We start from the raw sequence: 14,916 nt of genomic DNA on the forward strand, positions 1-14,916 counted from the left end.
ATCAAATCCGCCCGGCTGGCGCATACGGCGCAGGATCGATGATCGGTGCCCTGCCCAGCATCACATCGGCAAACAACTGACACGACGCCGGCGCCAACACCAACCCGTTGCGGTAATGCCCGCAATTGAGCCAAAGCCCCTCAAAACCCGGCACCTGGCCAATATAGGGAATGCCCTCCGGCGAGCCTGGCCGCAACCCGGCCCAATGCCCCACCACCTCGGCATCGGCCAACGCCGGAATCAATTCGATAGCCGAGGCCTTGAGGCTTTCGAGTGCCGATTCGGTCGGCGTCTTGTCGTAGCCTTCATGCTCCAGGGTACTGCCAATCAGGATGTGACCATCGCGGCGCGGAATCGCATAGCGCCCCTTGGCCAGCACCATGCTTGGCAGGAAGTCCGCCTCGCACTTGTAGAGGATCATCTGCCCTTTCACCGGTTCGACCGGCAATTCAAGGCCCAGGCTCTTGAGCAGATCGCCGCTCCAGGCACCAGCGGTGAGGACCACTTGGTCGCCATGGATCGCGCCGGTGGAGGTCTGCACACCGACTATTTCTTCGTCTTGCCGAATAAACCCGCTGACTTCGCACTGCTCATGGATCGTCACGTTCGGCAGCGCCTGCAAGGCCGCCTTGAGCGACTTCACCAGCCGTGGATTGCGCACGTTGGCCACGTCGGCCATGTAGATCGCCCGGGAAAAACCACCGCCCAGCACCGGCACCGCATCGTGGGCCGCCGAGATATCCACAGCCTGCAGCGGCCGGCCCTCGCGCGCGGCCCAGGCCAGCGCCTCGGCCTCATCGTCCAGGTCCAGCCAGTACAGGCCTGTGGTATGCACCTCGGGATCAATGCCGGTGGCCGCAAACAAGCGCTCGCCCAGCTGTGGATAAAAATCCTGGGACCAATGCGCCAGCGCGGTCACCGCCGGGCTGTAGCGCCATGGATAGAGCGGCGAAACGATGCCACCGCCGGCCCAGGACGATTCCTGGCCGACATTCGAGCGGTCCAGCAGCACCACACTCTGCACCTGGGACGCGAGATTGAATGCCGTCAGCAGCCCGATTACCCCACCACCGACGATCACCACTTGCTGTTGCCTGGTCATGTTCTGATCCAACCGTTCAATAGACAGAGGCGCAAAGGGCGCCCGAAAAGGAACTCAGCGACCCCAGCAATCCTTGGTGGTCAGGCCGTCCGCCGCATTGACCATGCTTCTGACACCGGTGTTGGTGAGCGTGAAGTCACCACACTTGTCAGCGGCCATGGCGGCATCGCTCTTGCGGGTTGCCGTCAGCAGGAACGTCTGGTCCGTCAGGGTCGGTGTGATGCTGTAGTAATCGTTGCCGGCGCTAAGATCGGTGGCATTGGTGTAGACGTTATTTTTCGAATAGTAGCGCTCGAGGATCTGCGCCTGTTCCGAGAGCAGGCCGGCGACTTCGGTGCGACGCCCCTTGTTCACGTACTCGGTGAGGCTCGGATAGCCAATGGTGATGACGATCCCGATGATCGCAATCACGATCATGATTTCGATCAGGGTAAAACCGCGGTTGGAACTGCGCATGCCTCAATTCTCACTTACTGTATTTGTCGCCACATGATGCGACGGCTGCCGCCACCGGATTTTTCCACCAGCGTGGAGATACCGCCACTGGAATCGTTCACGATCTTGCGAGCCCCGCCATTGACGATGGCGTTCAGGGTCGGCATCCCGCCGGTAAAGACCACGCCGCTGGACAGCGTGTCGGTGCTGTCGACCACGGCGTCGCCGTTGGTGTCGAGCACCGCGTAATTGAGCATCTTACCGCTGAACGCATCGAGTTCGACCAGTTTGCCGCTGCCAAAGCTGGCGCAAGGGTCGGTGGTATCCACGCTGGCCGTGGTAAAGACGATCCGACCGAGCACCAGGCTGGCCTGGTTGATCACCCGCTCACCGGTCAGCGCGCTGTTATACACCAGCGGCAAATACCAGCCCTTTTGCGTCGGGTAGGTTACCTCGTGCTGGCTGGTGGTGATGGACTGCGCCGACACCCCGGTCACTGCCTGGGCCTGCAGGCTGGAGGTAGTGATCTGCCCCGAGCCACCCTGCGCGTCCCACACCGCGTAGAACGCCTGCAGGTCTTTGTTGATCCTGTCCGCTGTCTCGTTGAATTTGCCGGTGCCGAAAAACACCATTGTTCCACCCTGGGCGCTGTCCGCCAGTAATGGCTGCGCGGTGATGGGCTGGGTAGCACCACCGGCGGTGGTGAACAAAGGTTTGCCGGCAAATGCGAGGCCCCAGGCGTTCGGGGTGGCGCCACTGAGGTCGAACTTCCAGAGCCGCCCCTTGAGGTCTCCGCCATAGGCAGCCTGTACCACATTCTGCGAGTTCACCCTGAGTTTCACCGAAGACAAGCCGTTAGTGGTCTCGCTGCTGTCGATCACGATTTTCCTGATCAGGCTGCCGTCGCGAATATCCACCACGTACAACGCCGCCACCCCGGAGTAACTGCCATAGCCATTGGCAATGAACGCCGCCCAGCGCCCATCCGCCAAGCGTGCCACCTCCGGACGAGCGTAGGCATAACCCAGGTCATTAAAAGCGTTCGCCGCATTGGCAGTGTCCGGCGCGCTGATTTCCCACAGGGCCTTGGTCACATTCCCCGCCGATGCGTCGAACAGTTGCAGCGCATAGAAGGTTCGCCCGCCCTCGCCCGTTCCGCCCAGGGCGAGGGTCTTCCAGGCGCTGTTCAACTGGGCATCAAACACGCCCACCTGCCCATCCACCAGAAACCTGTGGCCAACGCCGTTGATGTAGGTGGGATCGGCGATGTAATGCAAGGACGGCAGCACACTGGCGGGCATGTAGGCGTAGCGCCGGGCACCGTTGGCGGTGTTGATGACGCTGACAAAACCGTCGTTGGCGTTGACCACCAGGCTGGCATGCATGTTGGCCGCCTTGGTCGCCAGATAGGTGCTGTAGGAGGTATCCCCCGACAAATCAGCTGCGGTTTTATCCGAAGGCGCCGCCAGGACCAGCGGCGAGTTGACGATATCGCCGAGCAATACACTGCGCACTTTCAGGCCGGCCTTGTTCGCGCCCTTGCTCCACTCCAGCAGATCGCTGCCCGTAATACCGCCAGGCAAGCCCTGGCTGAGCACGCCTTGCTGAGCCGCAGACAAATTGGCAAAGGCCAATGTCACGGCGCTGTGGGTCTGACTGTTCCACGATTGATAGGCCGGTCCCGTGGCGCCCGCCACGATGGCCGTATCGGTGGACCACAGCACCGAAGAGGTATCGACCGTGCCACTGGCGGTGAAGCCATAGGCCTTGATCGTGCCACGCCAGTCCCTGGGGTCGTAGCTGGTCTGGAAATAGCGGGTGCCGCTGGCGACACCACTGCCGCCGGAGCCGGCCTTGCTGCACAACAAGGGCGAATCCGCAGGCGTGAAGGCATAGGCCGGAGCGGCCAGCAACAAGGCACACATGGCCCCACTCAACCACCGCCAGCGCTGTGAGCGACTTTCAATATTTCGCATAAATGCTCTCCACCACACTGCGTGAACTGCCCGCAATGCCCACGGCGGTGACCCGGTACAGGGTCGCCGAGGTGTTACTCGGCACGTTCACCGCCGCCTTGGTGGTGCCGATGTTCTGCACGCCATAGAAGCCGTTGCCGGACGCGATCCAGGTCACACCCGAGGTGGAATTGAACCCGGCCGCGGTGAGGCTCGCCGACTCGGCAGGCGGGGCGCACCGGGCAGTGCCGCTGCACACGGGCAACGAGTAACTATCGAGCTGCACCGCGCTTTCACCCACGCGCAATACCGCTTCGGCCAGCTGGAACGACTGATTGCGCAAGCCCAGGCTGCCGGCCATTTTTTCCTGCAGGGTGGCGTTTTGCATCGATGAAATACCGATCAGCGTCAGCAGCAACAGGAACACCAGGCTGACCAGCAGCGCCATGCCGCGCTGGGCACCAGGGGCAACGCTCATCGGCCCGCGCCTCATGGCAAGCGGTTGCGCAAGGCGGCAACCACGTTGAAGGTCTGGTCGCCCACCCGATTGTTCGGGTCGGTGAGGGTCAGGCTCAGGCGTACGCTGCGGATGCGTGCCGGGTCCGACGGGTTGCTGCTGTAACTGGACACCGCCAGATCGGAAGCCGAACTGGCCAGGCCGAAGCTGACGTCGAAGGCACTGACGTTATCCACCAGCACTTGCTCGAGCGGCTTATCCCTGCCGACGCCCATCTTCAGCTCACCGTTCTTCAAGCTGTAGATCAATCGGCGGATGGGAAATGCCAGTTGTCCCGCAGCAGGTGCTTGCGAGTCGGAATACGCCGTCGCGCTGGTGCGACAATCGGATACCACCGTCCAGGCCGGCGTCCCGCCATTGCTGCCGATGTCCGCCGTGACCAGGGTCAACTTGCGACCGGCGTTGTCCCAGCTGATAGGCGTTAGATGGCTGGCATTGAAGTCACGCGCTTTGCTGGCATCGGTGATAGACCCCAGGCAGCCGAACATGCCGACCATGCGGATTTCCTGGATCATTTTGCTCAGCACGAAACGCGCGTCCTCCTGCATGGCCGCCGCGGAGTTCTGGCTGATGTAAGTGTTTTTCGCGGCGATGAATACCTGCACCACGCCCAGCACCACGACCAGGCTCAAGGCCAGGGCGATCAGCAACTCGACCTGGCCGAAGCCGCGACTGCAGCGGCTCATGGCCTCGCCACCGGGTCGACAGTCGCGCGGCTGGTGAGGACGAAACTGCGCCGTGAGTCGGCAGCGTTGGCGGCCCGCGAGTCGTCCCAGGTGATGGTGATGGTGTACACCCGCTGGCTCAGGGAGATGCTGCCGGTCGCCGTTTCGCCACCAAAACCGGCAATGTTACGGGTGAAATCGTAGAGGTCCTGGTCCCGGGCGTCGTTCGGATTGCCCGAGGTTGGCGGTGTAACGGTGTAGTCGGCGGCTGCATTGGCGCGAATGCGGTCCATCATGTCGTAGGCGATGAAGCTGGCCTGACTGGTCATGCGCGCACTGTCGGTGTACTTCAAGGCATTCAATTGAAAGGCGGCCGCGCCCAACAGCCCCACGCCCAGGATCAGCAACGCCACCAGCACTTCGATCAGCGTCATGCCCTCCTGGGCACGCTTGCTCCATGGCCTCATCCGCAACTTCCACCCAATAGAATTCGTCCGTTCAAACACACATTCAGCGTCCTGCTTTGTGTTCCGAGCACATAGCTGATCACCAGTGGCATGGAGGGTGATGACAGCCCGCCCAGATTATTGAAATCGATCGCCGTGACATCCGAGGGTAGCGCCAGAGTCGCCCCGCTGCTCATCGGTGGAACAACCCGCAACACATTGGCCGGGGTGCCCGTGCTGTCATAGACCGACAATTCCCCGCTCCACCCGCTCCCTCCCGCCGTGGGTCGCAGCCGAATGGGCACGCCTCGGTCGATGGCTTCCAGTCGGGCGTAGTTCAGGGCACGTCGCAGATCCCCCATCTCGGTGTCGGCCCTGGTGCCTTGTGTCGAACGGATGAACGCCGGGACCGCCAGGGTGATCAGGACCAGGAAGATCGCCAACGCCACCAGCAACTCGATCAGCGTGAAACCTTTTGAACGATGATCCACCGTTGCCCTTCGTTGCCGTCGGCTATACCTGCTTCTACTGGCGCAGGGATCGCGCGAGGCAGCATATTCCAGGGAGGGAGATTTCATGCGTGAGCAAGGTTTCAGTCTGATCGAATTGCTTATGGGACTCGCGATTGCCGGGATTGTTCTGCTCCTGGTCAGTCCGGCCTTTGCAGGGCTTAAAGAATCGAACCATCGCGAGGAGGCAGCCAAGTCACTCGTCAGCGGTTTGCGCAGTGCAAGAAGCGAAGCGATAGCCCGTGGCCAGGTCGTGGTCATTCACGGCATCGACGACGACTGGAGCCAGGGCTGGCGGATCATTCTGGATGTCAGCGGCAAGGGCCATGAGGACCCCGACAATCCGCTGCTGGTCGAGCGCCGCAGCGGCATGGGCGTGGCGATCATGGGTAATCGGTATATCAAGACAGCCATACGCTTCGGTCCACTGGGTGGGCCGGTAGCCGGGGGATTTCAAGCGGGGACATTGCACGTGTGCGCGGCACGCGAAGCGCAGAGCCAGCACCAGGTGGTACTGGCCTCGAACGGTCGCATCAGCCTGCGCAACGAGCAGGCCGCGCAGGCGTTATGCCCGGGGTGAAGGCTCAAAGCAGCGAACGGACCCGCAGCTCCTTGGGCATGGAGAACGTGATGTTCTCTTCACGACCTGCCAACTCATCGGCACCGGTTGCGCCCCAGGCCTGCAATTGCTGGATCACGCCCCGCACCAGGACTTCCGGAGCGGAAGCGCCGGCGGTGATGCCGATGCGCTCGACACCGTCGAACCAGCTTTTTTCCAGGTCTTCGGCACCATCGATCAGGTAGGCCGGGGTAGACATGCGTTCTGCCAGTTCACGCAGGCGATTGGAGTTGGAGCTGTTCGGACTGCCGACCACCAGCACCACATCGCATTCGTCGGCCAGTTGCTTGACCGCGTCCTGGCGGTTTTGCGTGGCGTAGCAGATGTCGTCCTTGCGCGGGCCGCCAATGGCCGGGAAACGCGTACGCAATGCGTCAATGACGCGACTGGTATCGTCCATGGACAAGGTCGTCTGGGTGACGAACGCCAGTTTTTCCGGGTTGTGCACCTGCAGTTCGGCGACATCCTTTTCGTCTTCGACCAGATAGATCGCACCACCGTTGCTGCCATCGTACTGGCCCATGGTGCCTTCGACTTCCGGGTGACCAGCGTGGCCAATGAGGATGCATTCACGACCGTCGCGGCTGTAACGGGCGACTTCGATGTGCACCTTGGTCACCAGCGGACAGGTGGCGTCGAACACTTTCAGGCCACGGCCGGCGGCTTCGGTACGCACGGCCTGGGACACGCCGTGGGCACTGAAGATCACGATCACGTCGTCCGGCACCTGATCCAGTTCCTCGACGAAGATTGCCCCGCGGTTACGCAGGTCTTCGACGACGAATTTGTTGTGGACCACTTCGTGGCGCACATAGATCGGCGGCCCGAAGACTTCCAGGGCGCGGTTGACGATTTCGATCGCCCGGTCCACACCGGCGCAGAAGCCACGGGGGTTGGCGAGTTTGATTTGCATGCTGTGCCTCGTGTCTTGCGCGCGAAAACAATGAAAAACCACTGTAGGAGCGAGCTTGCTCGCGAAAAACTCAGGTACACCGCGCACATTCTATGTTGACGCGGTGCCAATGAGTTCATCGCGAGCAAGCTCGCTCCTACAGAAAGCAGTTACAGCGCTTTGACGGTGATGATTTCCACGTCAAAGGTCAGCGTCTTGCCTGCCAGCGGATGGTTGAAGTCGATGGTCACTTGCGCGTCATCGAACTCTTTCACCACACCCGGCAATTCAGTATTGGCCGCATCGTTGAAGATCACCAGCAAACCGGGTGACAGCTCCATGTCCTGGAACTGCGAACGCGGGATGATCTGCACGTTTTGCGGGTTAGGCTGGCCGAAGGCGTTTTCCGGCTCGATGCTCAGGGTACGCTTGTCGCCCGCCTTGAAACCGAACAGCGCCGCTTCGAAACCTGGGAGCAGGTTGCCATCACCGACCTTGAAGGTCGCCGGGGCCTTGTCGAAGGTGCTGTCCACCGTGTCGCCGTTCTCCAGGCGCAATGCGAAATGCAAGGTGACTTCCGTGTTCTGGCCGATGCGTTGCTCAGCCAATACCTGTTCAGTCATGAACGGCTTCTCCGGTCTTTTTACTTTTGAACATATCCAGTGCCAGCATGACAGCGCCCACAGTGATTGCACTGTCGGCAAAGTTGAACGCCGGGAAATGCCAGCGGTTCTGCCAATGCACCAGGATGAAATCGATCACATGGCCCAGGGCAATGCGGTCATACAGGTTGCCCAGCGCGCCACCGAGCACCAGCGCCAGCGCAACGGCCAGCCAGGTCTCGTTGCGCCCCAGACGCTTGAGCCACACCACCAGCACCGCACTGACCACTATGGCGATCAGGGCAAACAGCCAGCGTTGCCAGCCGGAGCTGTCGGCCAGGAAGCTGAAGGCCGCGCCGGTGTTGTAGGCCAGGGTCCAGCTGAACAGATCGGGGATCACCACGATCTGCTGGAACATCTCGAGCTTGCCCTCGAAGTAGAATTTGCTGGCCTGGTCGATGACCAGAACCAGCAAGCTCAACCAGAGCCAGCTCAGTCGCCCGAAGCGACCAACGGCGTTAGGCCCGGCTGCATTAGGCATAGTGACGAACCTCGCCCGCGCCGCTGATGTTGTCGACGCAACGACCGCAGATTTCCGGGTGCTCCGGATTCACACCGACGTCTTCACGGCAGTGCCAGCAACGGGCGCACTTGGCGAAGGCCGACTTGACGATTTTCAGCTTCAGGCCGCTGACTTCAGTGACTACCGCATCTTCTGGCGCCTTAACAAACGGCGCAACGCTGGCGGTGGAGGTGATCAGCACAAAGCGCAGTTCGTTGCTCAGCTTGGCCAGGTCGGCGCTCAGCGCGTCTTCGGCGAACAGTGTCACTTCGGCCTGCAGGTTGCCACCGACGGCCTTGGCCGCGCGCTGGATTTCCATTTCCTTGTTGACCGCTACCTTCACTTCCATGATGCGGTCCCAGTAGGCGCGACCCAGCTCGAAGCCTTCCGGCAGCTCGCTCAGGCCTTCGTACCAGGTGTTCAGCATCACGGACTCGTTGCGCTCGCCCGGCAGGTACTGCCACAGCTCGTCGGCGGTGAACGCCAGGATCGGCGCGATCCAGCGCACCAGCGCTTCAGAGATGTGGAACAGCGCGGTCTGGCACGAACGACGGGCCTTGCTGTCGGCGCCGGTGGTGTACTGGCGGTCCTTGATGATGTCGAGGTAGAAACCGCCCAGCTCCTGCACGCAGAAGTTGTGGATCTTCGAGTAGACGTTCCAGAAGCGGTATTCGCCGTAGTGTTCTTGCAGCTCGCGTTGCAGCAGCAGGGTGCGGTCCACGGCCCAACGGTCCAGCGCGAGCATTTCTTCGGCCGGCAGCAGGTCGGTGGCCGGGTTGAAGCCGGTCAGGTTCGAGAGCAGGAAACGCGCGGTGTTACGGATACGCCGGTAGGCGTCCGCACTGCGTTGCAGAATCTGCTCGGACACCGCCATTTCGCCCGAGTAGTCGGTCGAAGCAACCCACAGGCGCATGATGTCGGCGCCCAGGGTGTCGTTGACCTTCTGCGGTGCAATGACGTTGCCCAACGACTTGGACATCTTGCGGCCGGACTCGTCGACGGTGAAACCGTGGGTCAGTAGCTCGCGGTACGGCGCGTGGTTGTCGATGGCGCAACCGGTCAGCAGCGACGAGTGGAACCAGCCGCGGTGCTGGTCGGAACCTTCCAGGTACAGGTCGGCGCGTGGTCCGCTTTCGTGGCCCATCGGGTGCGAACCGCGCAGGACGTGCCAATGCGTGGTGCCCGAGTCGAACCAGACGTCCAAAGTGTCGCTGATCTTGTCGTACTGTGGCGCTTCAGCGCCCAGCAGTTCGGCCGCGTCCAGCTTGAACCAGGCTTCGATGCCTTCGACTTCGACGCGCTTGGCAACTTCTTCCATCAGTTCAACGGTGCGTGGGTGCAGCTCGCCGCTTTCCTTGTTCAGGAAGAACGGGATCGGCACGCCCCAGTTGCGCTGGCGGGAGATGCACCAGTCCGGACGGTTGGCGATCATCGAGTGCAGGCGCGCCTGGCCCCAGGCCGGAACGAACTTGGTGTCTTCGATGGCTTTGAGCGAGCGCACACGCAGGGTGTCGCCCGTGGTCGGCTGCTTGTCCATGCCGATGAACCACTGCGCGGTGGCGCGGTAGATCAGCGGGGTCTTGTGGCGCCAGCAGTGCATGTAGCTGTGTTCGATGACGGTGGTGTGCATCAGCGCACCGACTTCGGTCAGCTTGTCGACGATGGCCGGGTTGGCCTTCCAGATGAACTGGCCGCCGAAGAATTCCAGCGACGGCACGTACACGCCGTTGCTCTGCACCGGATTGAGGATGTCATCGTTGACCATGCCGTATTTCTTGCAGGTCACGAAGTCGTCCACGCCGTAGGCCGGGGCGGAGTGAACCACGCCGGTGCCGGCGCCCAGTTCCACGTAGTCAGCCAGGTACACCGGCGACAGGCGGTCGTAGAACGGGTGACGGAAGTTGATCAGTTCCAGTGCGGAACCTGCTGCGGTGGCCAGCACGGTGCCTTCAACGCCGTAACGGGTCAGGCACGATTCGACCAGCTCTTCAGCCAGCACCAGCAGCTTGTCGCCGATGTCGACCAGGGCGTAGTTGAATTCCGGGTGGACGTTAAGCGCCTGGTTGGCCGGGATGGTCCACGGGGTGGTGGTCCAGATCACGATCGAAGCAGGCTTGGCCAACGATGGCAGACCGAAGGCGGCAGCCAGCTTGGCTTCATCGGCAATCGGGAAAGCCACGTCGATGGTCGAGGACTTCTTGTTCTCGTACTCGACTTCCGCTTCGGCCAGGGCCGAACCGCAGTCGAAGCACCAGTTCACCGGCTTCAGGCCCTTGAACACGAACCCGCCCTTGACGATTTCGGCCAGGGCACGGATTTCACCGGCTTCGTTCTTGAAGTCCATGGTCTTGTACGGGTTGGCGAAGTCGCCCAGCACGCCCAGACGGATGAATTCGGACTTCTGCCCTTCGATCTGCTCGGTGGCGTAGGCACGGCACAGTTCGCGGGTCTTGTCCGCGCCCAGGTTCTTGCCGTGGGTCACTTCGACCTTGTGCTCGATCGGCAGGCCATGGCAGTCCCAGCCCGGAACATAAGGCGCGTCGAAGCCCGACAGGGTCTTCGAACGGATGATCATGTCCTTGAGAATCTTGTTCAGTGCGTGACCGATGTGAATCGTGCCGTTGGCGTACGGAGGACCGTCGTGCAGGACGAACTTCGGACGATCCTTGCCAATTTCGCGCAACTTTCCGTACAGGCCAATGCTGTCCCAGCGCTGCAGAATCTGCGGTTCGCGCTGAGGCAGGCCGGCCTTCATTGGGAAGGCGGTGTCCGGAAGGTTTAGCGTGGCTTTATAGTCGGTCATTTAAGGCTCTTCATTAGCGATTGGCGCTAGGTGCGACAGGGCACGGGCGGCGGCGACATCCGCATTGATCGCCGTCTTAAGCGCCTCCAGAGAGGCGAAACGCTGCTCTTCACGCAGCTTGTGGTGGAAAACCACCGTCAAACGCCGGTCATACAGATCGCCGGCAAAATCTAAAAGATGGACTTCGAGGTGGGCTTTGCCATCTCCCTGGACCGTGGGGCGAACGCCGATGTTGGCGACGCCTGGCCAGGTCTTGCCGTCGATGTCGACGTTAACCAGGTAAACCCCGGTCAGCGGCACGCGACGACGCTTGAGTTGAATGTTGGCGGTCGGCGTACCCAGTTGACGCGCCAGCTTCTGGCCGTGCAGCACGCGACCGGCGATCCGGTACGGGCGCCCCAGCAACCGCTCGGCGAGGGCAAAGTCAGCGGCGGCCAGGGCATTACGCACCTGGGTGCTGCTGACGCGAATGCCATCGAGCTCGACGGTCTGCGCCGCTTCCACGGTAAAGCCCTGCATGACGCCGGCCTGTTGCAGGAAATCGAAATCCCCTACCCGGTCACAGCCGAAACGGAAGTCGTCGCCGACTTCAAGGTGCTGAACGCCGAGCCCATCCACCAGGATGGTATCGACGAATTCACTGGCGCTGAGCTTGCTCAGGCGCTGGTTGAAGGCCAGGCACAGGACCCGGTCGACCCCTTCGGCGGCCAGCAGCTGCAGCTTGTCGCGCAACCGGGCCAGACGGGCCGGCGCCGTGTCCGGGGCAAAGAATTCCCGTGGCTGCGGCTCGAAAATCACCACGCAGCTGGGCACGCCCAACTCCAGCGCACGCTCGCGCAGCCGCGCCAGGATAGCCTGGTGGCCACGGTGTACACCGTCAAAGTTGCCAATAGTGGCGACACAGCCCCGATGCTGGGGGCGCAGATTGTGGAGGCCTCGAACCAGCTGCATAACGCGCTTCTTGCTCATAAAGTGGTCGATTATAACCACACCCGGCGGCCGACGACAGGCAACACCGTATCCCAAAGTAATCGAGCCGACAAAAACGCCGGCTCGCCCGTGCTTATCAAGACCCTGGCCTCAGCCAAGCGTCTTGCGGTTGAAGTCGCGCAACCGAAAGCCCATCAACACTAACATGCCGAAATACGCCACCACACCGGCAATCACCAAAGCGCCCAGGCGCAGGAAACGCTCAAGCATCTGGCCATCGCCCCAAGCGGGCATGAAGTGCATGCCAGCCAGCAATACCGCGGACATCACCGTGACCGCGACCACCAGCTTGGCGCCAAACTTCGCCCAGCCCGGTTGCGGTTGGTACATCTGCTGCTTGCGCAGTTGATAGAACAGCAGCCCGGCATTGAGGCAGGCACCGGCACTGATGGCGAGCGCGAGACCCGCGTGGGCCAACGGGCCGATCAACAGCAGGTTGAACAATTGCGTGACCACCAGGGTGAAAATCGCGATTTTTACCGGCGTGCGAATGTTTTGTTGCGCATAAAAGCCCGGCGCCAGCACTTTGATCACGATAATCCCGAGCAAACCGACCGAATAGGCGATCAGTGCGCGCTGGGTCATGGCCGCGTCATGGGCATCGAATTGACCGTACTGGAACAGTGAAACCGTCAGCGGCTCGGCCAGGATTCCCAACGCCAGGGCGCAAGGCAGTACCAGCACGAAACACAGGCGCAGGCCCCAATCGAGGATTCGCGAGTATTCCTGGCGATCCTTGCTGGCGTAGGTCTTGGCCAGGGTCGGCAGCAAAATCGTGCCCAACGCCACGCCCAACACACCGGACGGCAACTCCATCAGGCGGTCGGCGTAGTACATCCAGGACACCGAGCCGGCCACCAGGAACGAGGCAAAGATGGTGTTGATGATCAGCGAAATCTGACTGACAGACACCCCGAGAATCGCCGGCAACATCTGCTTCATCACCCGCCAGACGCCGCTGTCGCGCAGACTCAGGCGTGGCAGGACCAGCATGCCGATCTTTTTCAGGTGCGGCAGCTGGTAGAGCAACTGCGCCAGGCCGCCCGCCAGTACGGCCCAGCCCAGCGCCATCACCGGGGGATCGAAGTACGGCGTCAGGAACAGCGCAAAGATGATCATGCTGACGTTAAGCAGGGTCGGCACAAAGGCCGGCACCGAAAAACGGTTCCAGGTATTGAGGATCGCGCCGGCCAATGAAGACAGGGAAATCAGCAGGATGTAAGGAAAGGTCACTCTCAGCAGACTCGTGGTCAGCTCGAACTTCTCCGGCGTATCGACGAATCCCGGCGCAGTCACCCAGATCACCCACGGGGCGGCAAGCATGCCCAACGCCGTGACGAGCGCCAGTACCAGCGTCAGCAGGCCTGAGACATAGGCAATGAAGGTTCGAGTCGCCTCATCGCCCTTCTGACTCTTGTATTCGGCAAGAATCGGTACGAATGCCTGGGAAAACGCTCCTTCGGCAAAAATCCGCCGCAACAGATTGGGCAGCTTAAAGGCGATGAAGAAGGCGTCGGTCGCCATTCCTGCACCGAATGCACGCGCAATGAGGGTGTCACGGACAAACCCCAAAACCCGGGAAAGCATCGTGATAGAGCTGACGGCGGCCAACGATTTGAGCAGATTCATTGAAAGAGTTTGTGCCTGTCGATAAACAGCAGGCGAACTACGCGCCTACTTATGCGATACTCCGCGCCGCAACAGCACAGAGCCAAAGCTCGCGAGTTTACAGGTCGCACGCTGGAAAGAAATATCCAGAGGTGTAGTACCTACCACTTAGCGGAACGTCTCAACCGCCCTTGACAAGACCTCAACTCATCGGCATGATTCGCGGCCTATTTTGTTTGCTATTTCCTAAAAAGTCTTTCGAGGAGCTCGACGGTGGCCAACTCACCTTCCGCCAAAAAACGTGCAAAACAGGCTGAGAAGCGTCGCAGCCACAACGCCAGCCTGCGTTCCATGGTTCGTACCTACATCAAGAATGTAGTTAAGGCCATCGACGCAAAAGACGCTGAAAAAGCTCAAGCTGCTTACGTTCTGGCTGTGCCAGTTATCGACCGTATGGCCGATAAAGGCATCATCCACAAGAACAAGGCTGCTCGTCATAAGAGCCGCCTGAATGGCCACGTAAAGGCCCTGAACGTTGCCGCTGCTGCCTAAGCGACTCGTTCATTAAAAAACCGACCTCAGGGTCGGTTTTTTATTGCCCGCGATTTGATGGGCGCGCAAAAAAACTGTGGGGAGCGGGCTTGCTCGCGAAGGAGCAGTGTCAGTCGACATCAATATTGACTGACACTGCGCCTTCGCGAGCAAGCCCGCTCCCACATTTGGATTTGCGCCTGATTATTGAGCGCTGGCCCACGGCAAGATCGGAATCGCCGTCACCGCATTCTGCGGGCTACCCTCGATCAACCGATCGCTGTACACCAGGTACACCAGCGTATTGCGCTTCTTGTCGAGAAACCGCACCACCTGCATGGTCTTGAACACCAGGGACGTGCGCTCCTTGAACACCTCGTCACCGTCCTTGAGCTCTCCCTTGAAGCTGATGGGCCCGACCTGGCGACAGGCGATGGACGCCTCGGCGCGGTCCTCGGCCAACCCCAGCCCACCCTTCACGCCGCCGGTCTTGGCCCGCGACAGGTAGCACGTCACACCCTCGACCTTGGGATCATCAAAGGCCTCGACCACGATGCGATCGTTCGGGCCGACGAACTTGAACACCGTCGACACCTGGCCAATTTCCTCGGCCGACGCCAACAGCGGCATCGCCAGCAGCAATCCCAACAATCCTTTTGCCACGCGCATCAGGTATTCCT

General features: G+C 61.1%; 15 protein-coding genes and 1 pseudogene. 2 read left to right on the forward strand and 14 right to left on the reverse strand.

All coding sequences use genetic code 11. The annotated features are described in order from the left end of the window. Position 1 precedes the first annotated feature (1 nt). The 7 genes and pseudogenes from thiO to SOP85_RS14940 all read right to left on the reverse strand — a co-directional run bounded on the left by thiO (position 2) and on the right by SOP85_RS14940 (position 5,611). Complete coding sequence (thiO, locus tag SOP85_RS14910) at positions 2 to 1,102, reverse strand: glycine oxidase ThiO (protein WP_323627358.1); 1,101 nt, start codon at positions 1,100 to 1,102, stop codon at positions 2 to 4. 54 nt (positions 1,103 to 1,156) lie between these two features. Beyond that, positions 1,157 to 1,558 (reverse strand): type IV pilin protein, encoded by a 402-nt coding sequence (locus SOP85_RS14915; protein ID WP_274074545.1) that lies wholly within the window; start codon positions 1,556 to 1,558, stop codon positions 1,157 to 1,159. A gap of 14 nt (positions 1,559 to 1,572) precedes the next feature. Beyond that, positions 1,573 to 3,402: pseudogene (locus tag SOP85_RS14920) on the reverse strand (pilus assembly protein); the annotation flags it as partial. Positions 3,403 to 3,499: 97 nt separating this feature from the next. After that, positions 3,500 to 3,970, reverse strand: coding sequence for a pilus assembly PilX family protein (locus SOP85_RS14925; RefSeq protein WP_323608768.1), 471 nt, complete (start codon positions 3,968 to 3,970; stop codon positions 3,500 to 3,502). A gap of 11 nt (positions 3,971 to 3,981) precedes the next feature. Next, positions 3,982 to 4,695: a PilW family protein gene (locus tag SOP85_RS14930; RefSeq protein ID WP_323627364.1), complete on the reverse strand. Its 714-nt coding sequence runs from the start codon at positions 4,693 to 4,695 to the stop codon at positions 3,982 to 3,984. Continuing rightward, the gene (gene pilV / locus SOP85_RS14935) at positions 4,692 to 5,141 is read right to left on the reverse strand and encodes a type IV pilus modification protein PilV (RefSeq protein ID WP_274074541.1); all 450 of its coding nucleotides are present in this window, start codon (positions 5,139 to 5,141) and stop codon (positions 4,692 to 4,694) included. Before pilV ends, SOP85_RS14930 begins: the two co-directional genes overlap by 4 nt. Further along, positions 5,138 to 5,611, reverse strand: coding sequence for a GspH/FimT family pseudopilin (locus SOP85_RS14940; protein ID WP_274074540.1), 474 nt, complete (start codon positions 5,609 to 5,611; stop codon positions 5,138 to 5,140). The genes pilV and SOP85_RS14940 overlap by 4 nt, the downstream gene beginning before the upstream one ends. An 85-nt stretch (positions 5,612 to 5,696) precedes the next feature. Between SOP85_RS14940 and SOP85_RS14945 the strand changes: the two genes are divergently transcribed. Further along, positions 5,697 to 6,209: a GspH/FimT family pseudopilin gene (locus SOP85_RS14945; protein ID WP_323627367.1), complete on the forward strand. Its 513-nt coding sequence runs from the start codon at positions 5,697 to 5,699 to the stop codon at positions 6,207 to 6,209. 4 nt (positions 6,210 to 6,213) lie between these two features. On the opposite strand, the gene ispH is transcribed toward SOP85_RS14945, so the two are convergent. The 6 genes from ispH to murJ form a co-directional block, all read right to left on the reverse strand. Continuing rightward, on the reverse strand, positions 6,214 to 7,161 hold the full coding sequence (gene ispH, locus SOP85_RS14950) for a 4-hydroxy-3-methylbut-2-enyl diphosphate reductase (RefSeq protein WP_046815712.1): 948 nt from the start codon (positions 7,159 to 7,161) through the stop codon (positions 6,214 to 6,216). Between the two features lie 149 nt (positions 7,162 to 7,310). Next, positions 7,311 to 7,748, reverse strand: coding sequence for an FKBP-type peptidyl-prolyl cis-trans isomerase (gene fkpB / locus SOP85_RS14955; RefSeq protein WP_274074607.1), 438 nt, complete (start codon positions 7,746 to 7,748; stop codon positions 7,311 to 7,313). Between the two features lie 7 nt (positions 7,749 to 7,755). After that, a complete protein-coding gene (lspA, locus tag SOP85_RS14960; RefSeq protein WP_274074537.1) occupies positions 7,756 to 8,283 on the reverse strand; it encodes a signal peptidase II in 528 nt (175 codons plus the stop codon). Continuing rightward, positions 8,276 to 11,107, reverse strand: a complete 2,832-nt coding sequence (gene ileS / locus SOP85_RS14965) for an isoleucine--tRNA ligase (RefSeq protein ID WP_323627369.1) — start codon at positions 11,105 to 11,107, stop codon at positions 8,276 to 8,278. The genes lspA and ileS overlap by 8 nt, the downstream gene beginning before the upstream one ends. Continuing rightward, complete coding sequence (gene ribF, locus SOP85_RS14970; protein WP_046815716.1) at positions 11,108 to 12,058, reverse strand: bifunctional riboflavin kinase/FAD synthetase; 951 nt, start codon at positions 12,056 to 12,058, stop codon at positions 11,108 to 11,110. Positions 12,059 to 12,187: 129 nt separating this feature from the next. Then, positions 12,188 to 13,726: a murein biosynthesis integral membrane protein MurJ gene (gene murJ / locus SOP85_RS14975; RefSeq protein ID WP_274074535.1), complete on the reverse strand. Its 1,539-nt coding sequence runs from the start codon at positions 13,724 to 13,726 to the stop codon at positions 12,188 to 12,190. Between the two features lie 252 nt (positions 13,727 to 13,978). Between murJ and rpsT the strand changes: the two genes are divergently transcribed. Beyond that, the gene (rpsT, locus tag SOP85_RS14980; RefSeq protein WP_020798646.1) at positions 13,979 to 14,257 is read left to right on the forward strand and encodes a 30S ribosomal protein S20; all 279 of its coding nucleotides are present in this window, start codon (positions 13,979 to 13,981) and stop codon (positions 14,255 to 14,257) included. A gap of 183 nt (positions 14,258 to 14,440) precedes the next feature. On the opposite strand, the gene SOP85_RS14985 is transcribed toward rpsT, so the two are convergent. After that, the gene (locus tag SOP85_RS14985) at positions 14,441 to 14,905 is read right to left on the reverse strand and encodes a CreA family protein (RefSeq protein ID WP_274074534.1); all 465 of its coding nucleotides are present in this window, start codon (positions 14,903 to 14,905) and stop codon (positions 14,441 to 14,443) included. Positions 14,906 to 14,916 lie beyond the last annotated feature (11 nt).

Origin of the sequence: Pseudomonas sp. YuFO20 (genome assembly GCF_035064975.1) — a bacterium.
Classification (GTDB): domain Bacteria; phylum Pseudomonadota; class Gammaproteobacteria; order Pseudomonadales; family Pseudomonadaceae; genus Aquipseudomonas; species Aquipseudomonas putida_AE.

Coding starts and splice junctions, on each gene's coding strand:
- thiO (WP_323627358.1), bottom strand. CDS start 1,102: ATGACCAGGCAACAGCAAGTGGTGATCGTCGGTGGTGGGGTAATCGGG.
- SOP85_RS14915 (WP_274074545.1), bottom strand. CDS start 1,558: ATGCGCAGTTCCAACCGCGGTTTTACCCTGATCGAAATCATGATCGTG.
- SOP85_RS14925 (WP_323608768.1), bottom strand. CDS start 3,970: ATGAGCGTTGCCCCTGGTGCCCAGCGCGGCATGGCGCTGCTGGTCAGC.
- SOP85_RS14930 (WP_323627364.1), bottom strand. CDS start 4,695: ATGAGCCGCTGCAGTCGCGGCTTCGGCCAGGTCGAGTTGCTGATCGCC.
- pilV (WP_274074541.1), bottom strand. CDS start 5,141: ATGAGGCCATGGAGCAAGCGTGCCCAGGAGGGCATGACGCTGATCGAA.
- SOP85_RS14945 (WP_323627367.1), top strand. CDS start 5,697: ATGCGTGAGCAAGGTTTCAGTCTGATCGAATTGCTTATGGGACTCGCG.
- ispH (WP_046815712.1), bottom strand. CDS start 7,161: ATGCAAATCAAACTCGCCAACCCCCGTGGCTTCTGCGCCGGTGTGGAC.
- lspA (WP_274074537.1), bottom strand. CDS start 8,283: ATGCCTAATGCAGCCGGGCCTAACGCCGTTGGTCGCTTCGGGCGACTG.
- ileS (WP_323627369.1), bottom strand. CDS start 11,107: ATGACCGACTATAAAGCCACGCTAAACCTTCCGGACACCGCCTTCCCA.
- ribF (WP_046815716.1), bottom strand. CDS start 12,058: ATGCAGCTGGTTCGAGGCCTCCACAATCTGCGCCCCCAGCATCGGGGC.
- murJ (WP_274074535.1), bottom strand. CDS start 13,726: ATGAATCTGCTCAAATCGTTGGCCGCCGTCAGCTCTATCACGATGCTT.
- SOP85_RS14985 (WP_274074534.1), bottom strand. CDS start 14,905: ATGCGCGTGGCAAAAGGATTGTTGGGATTGCTGCTGGCGATGCCGCTG.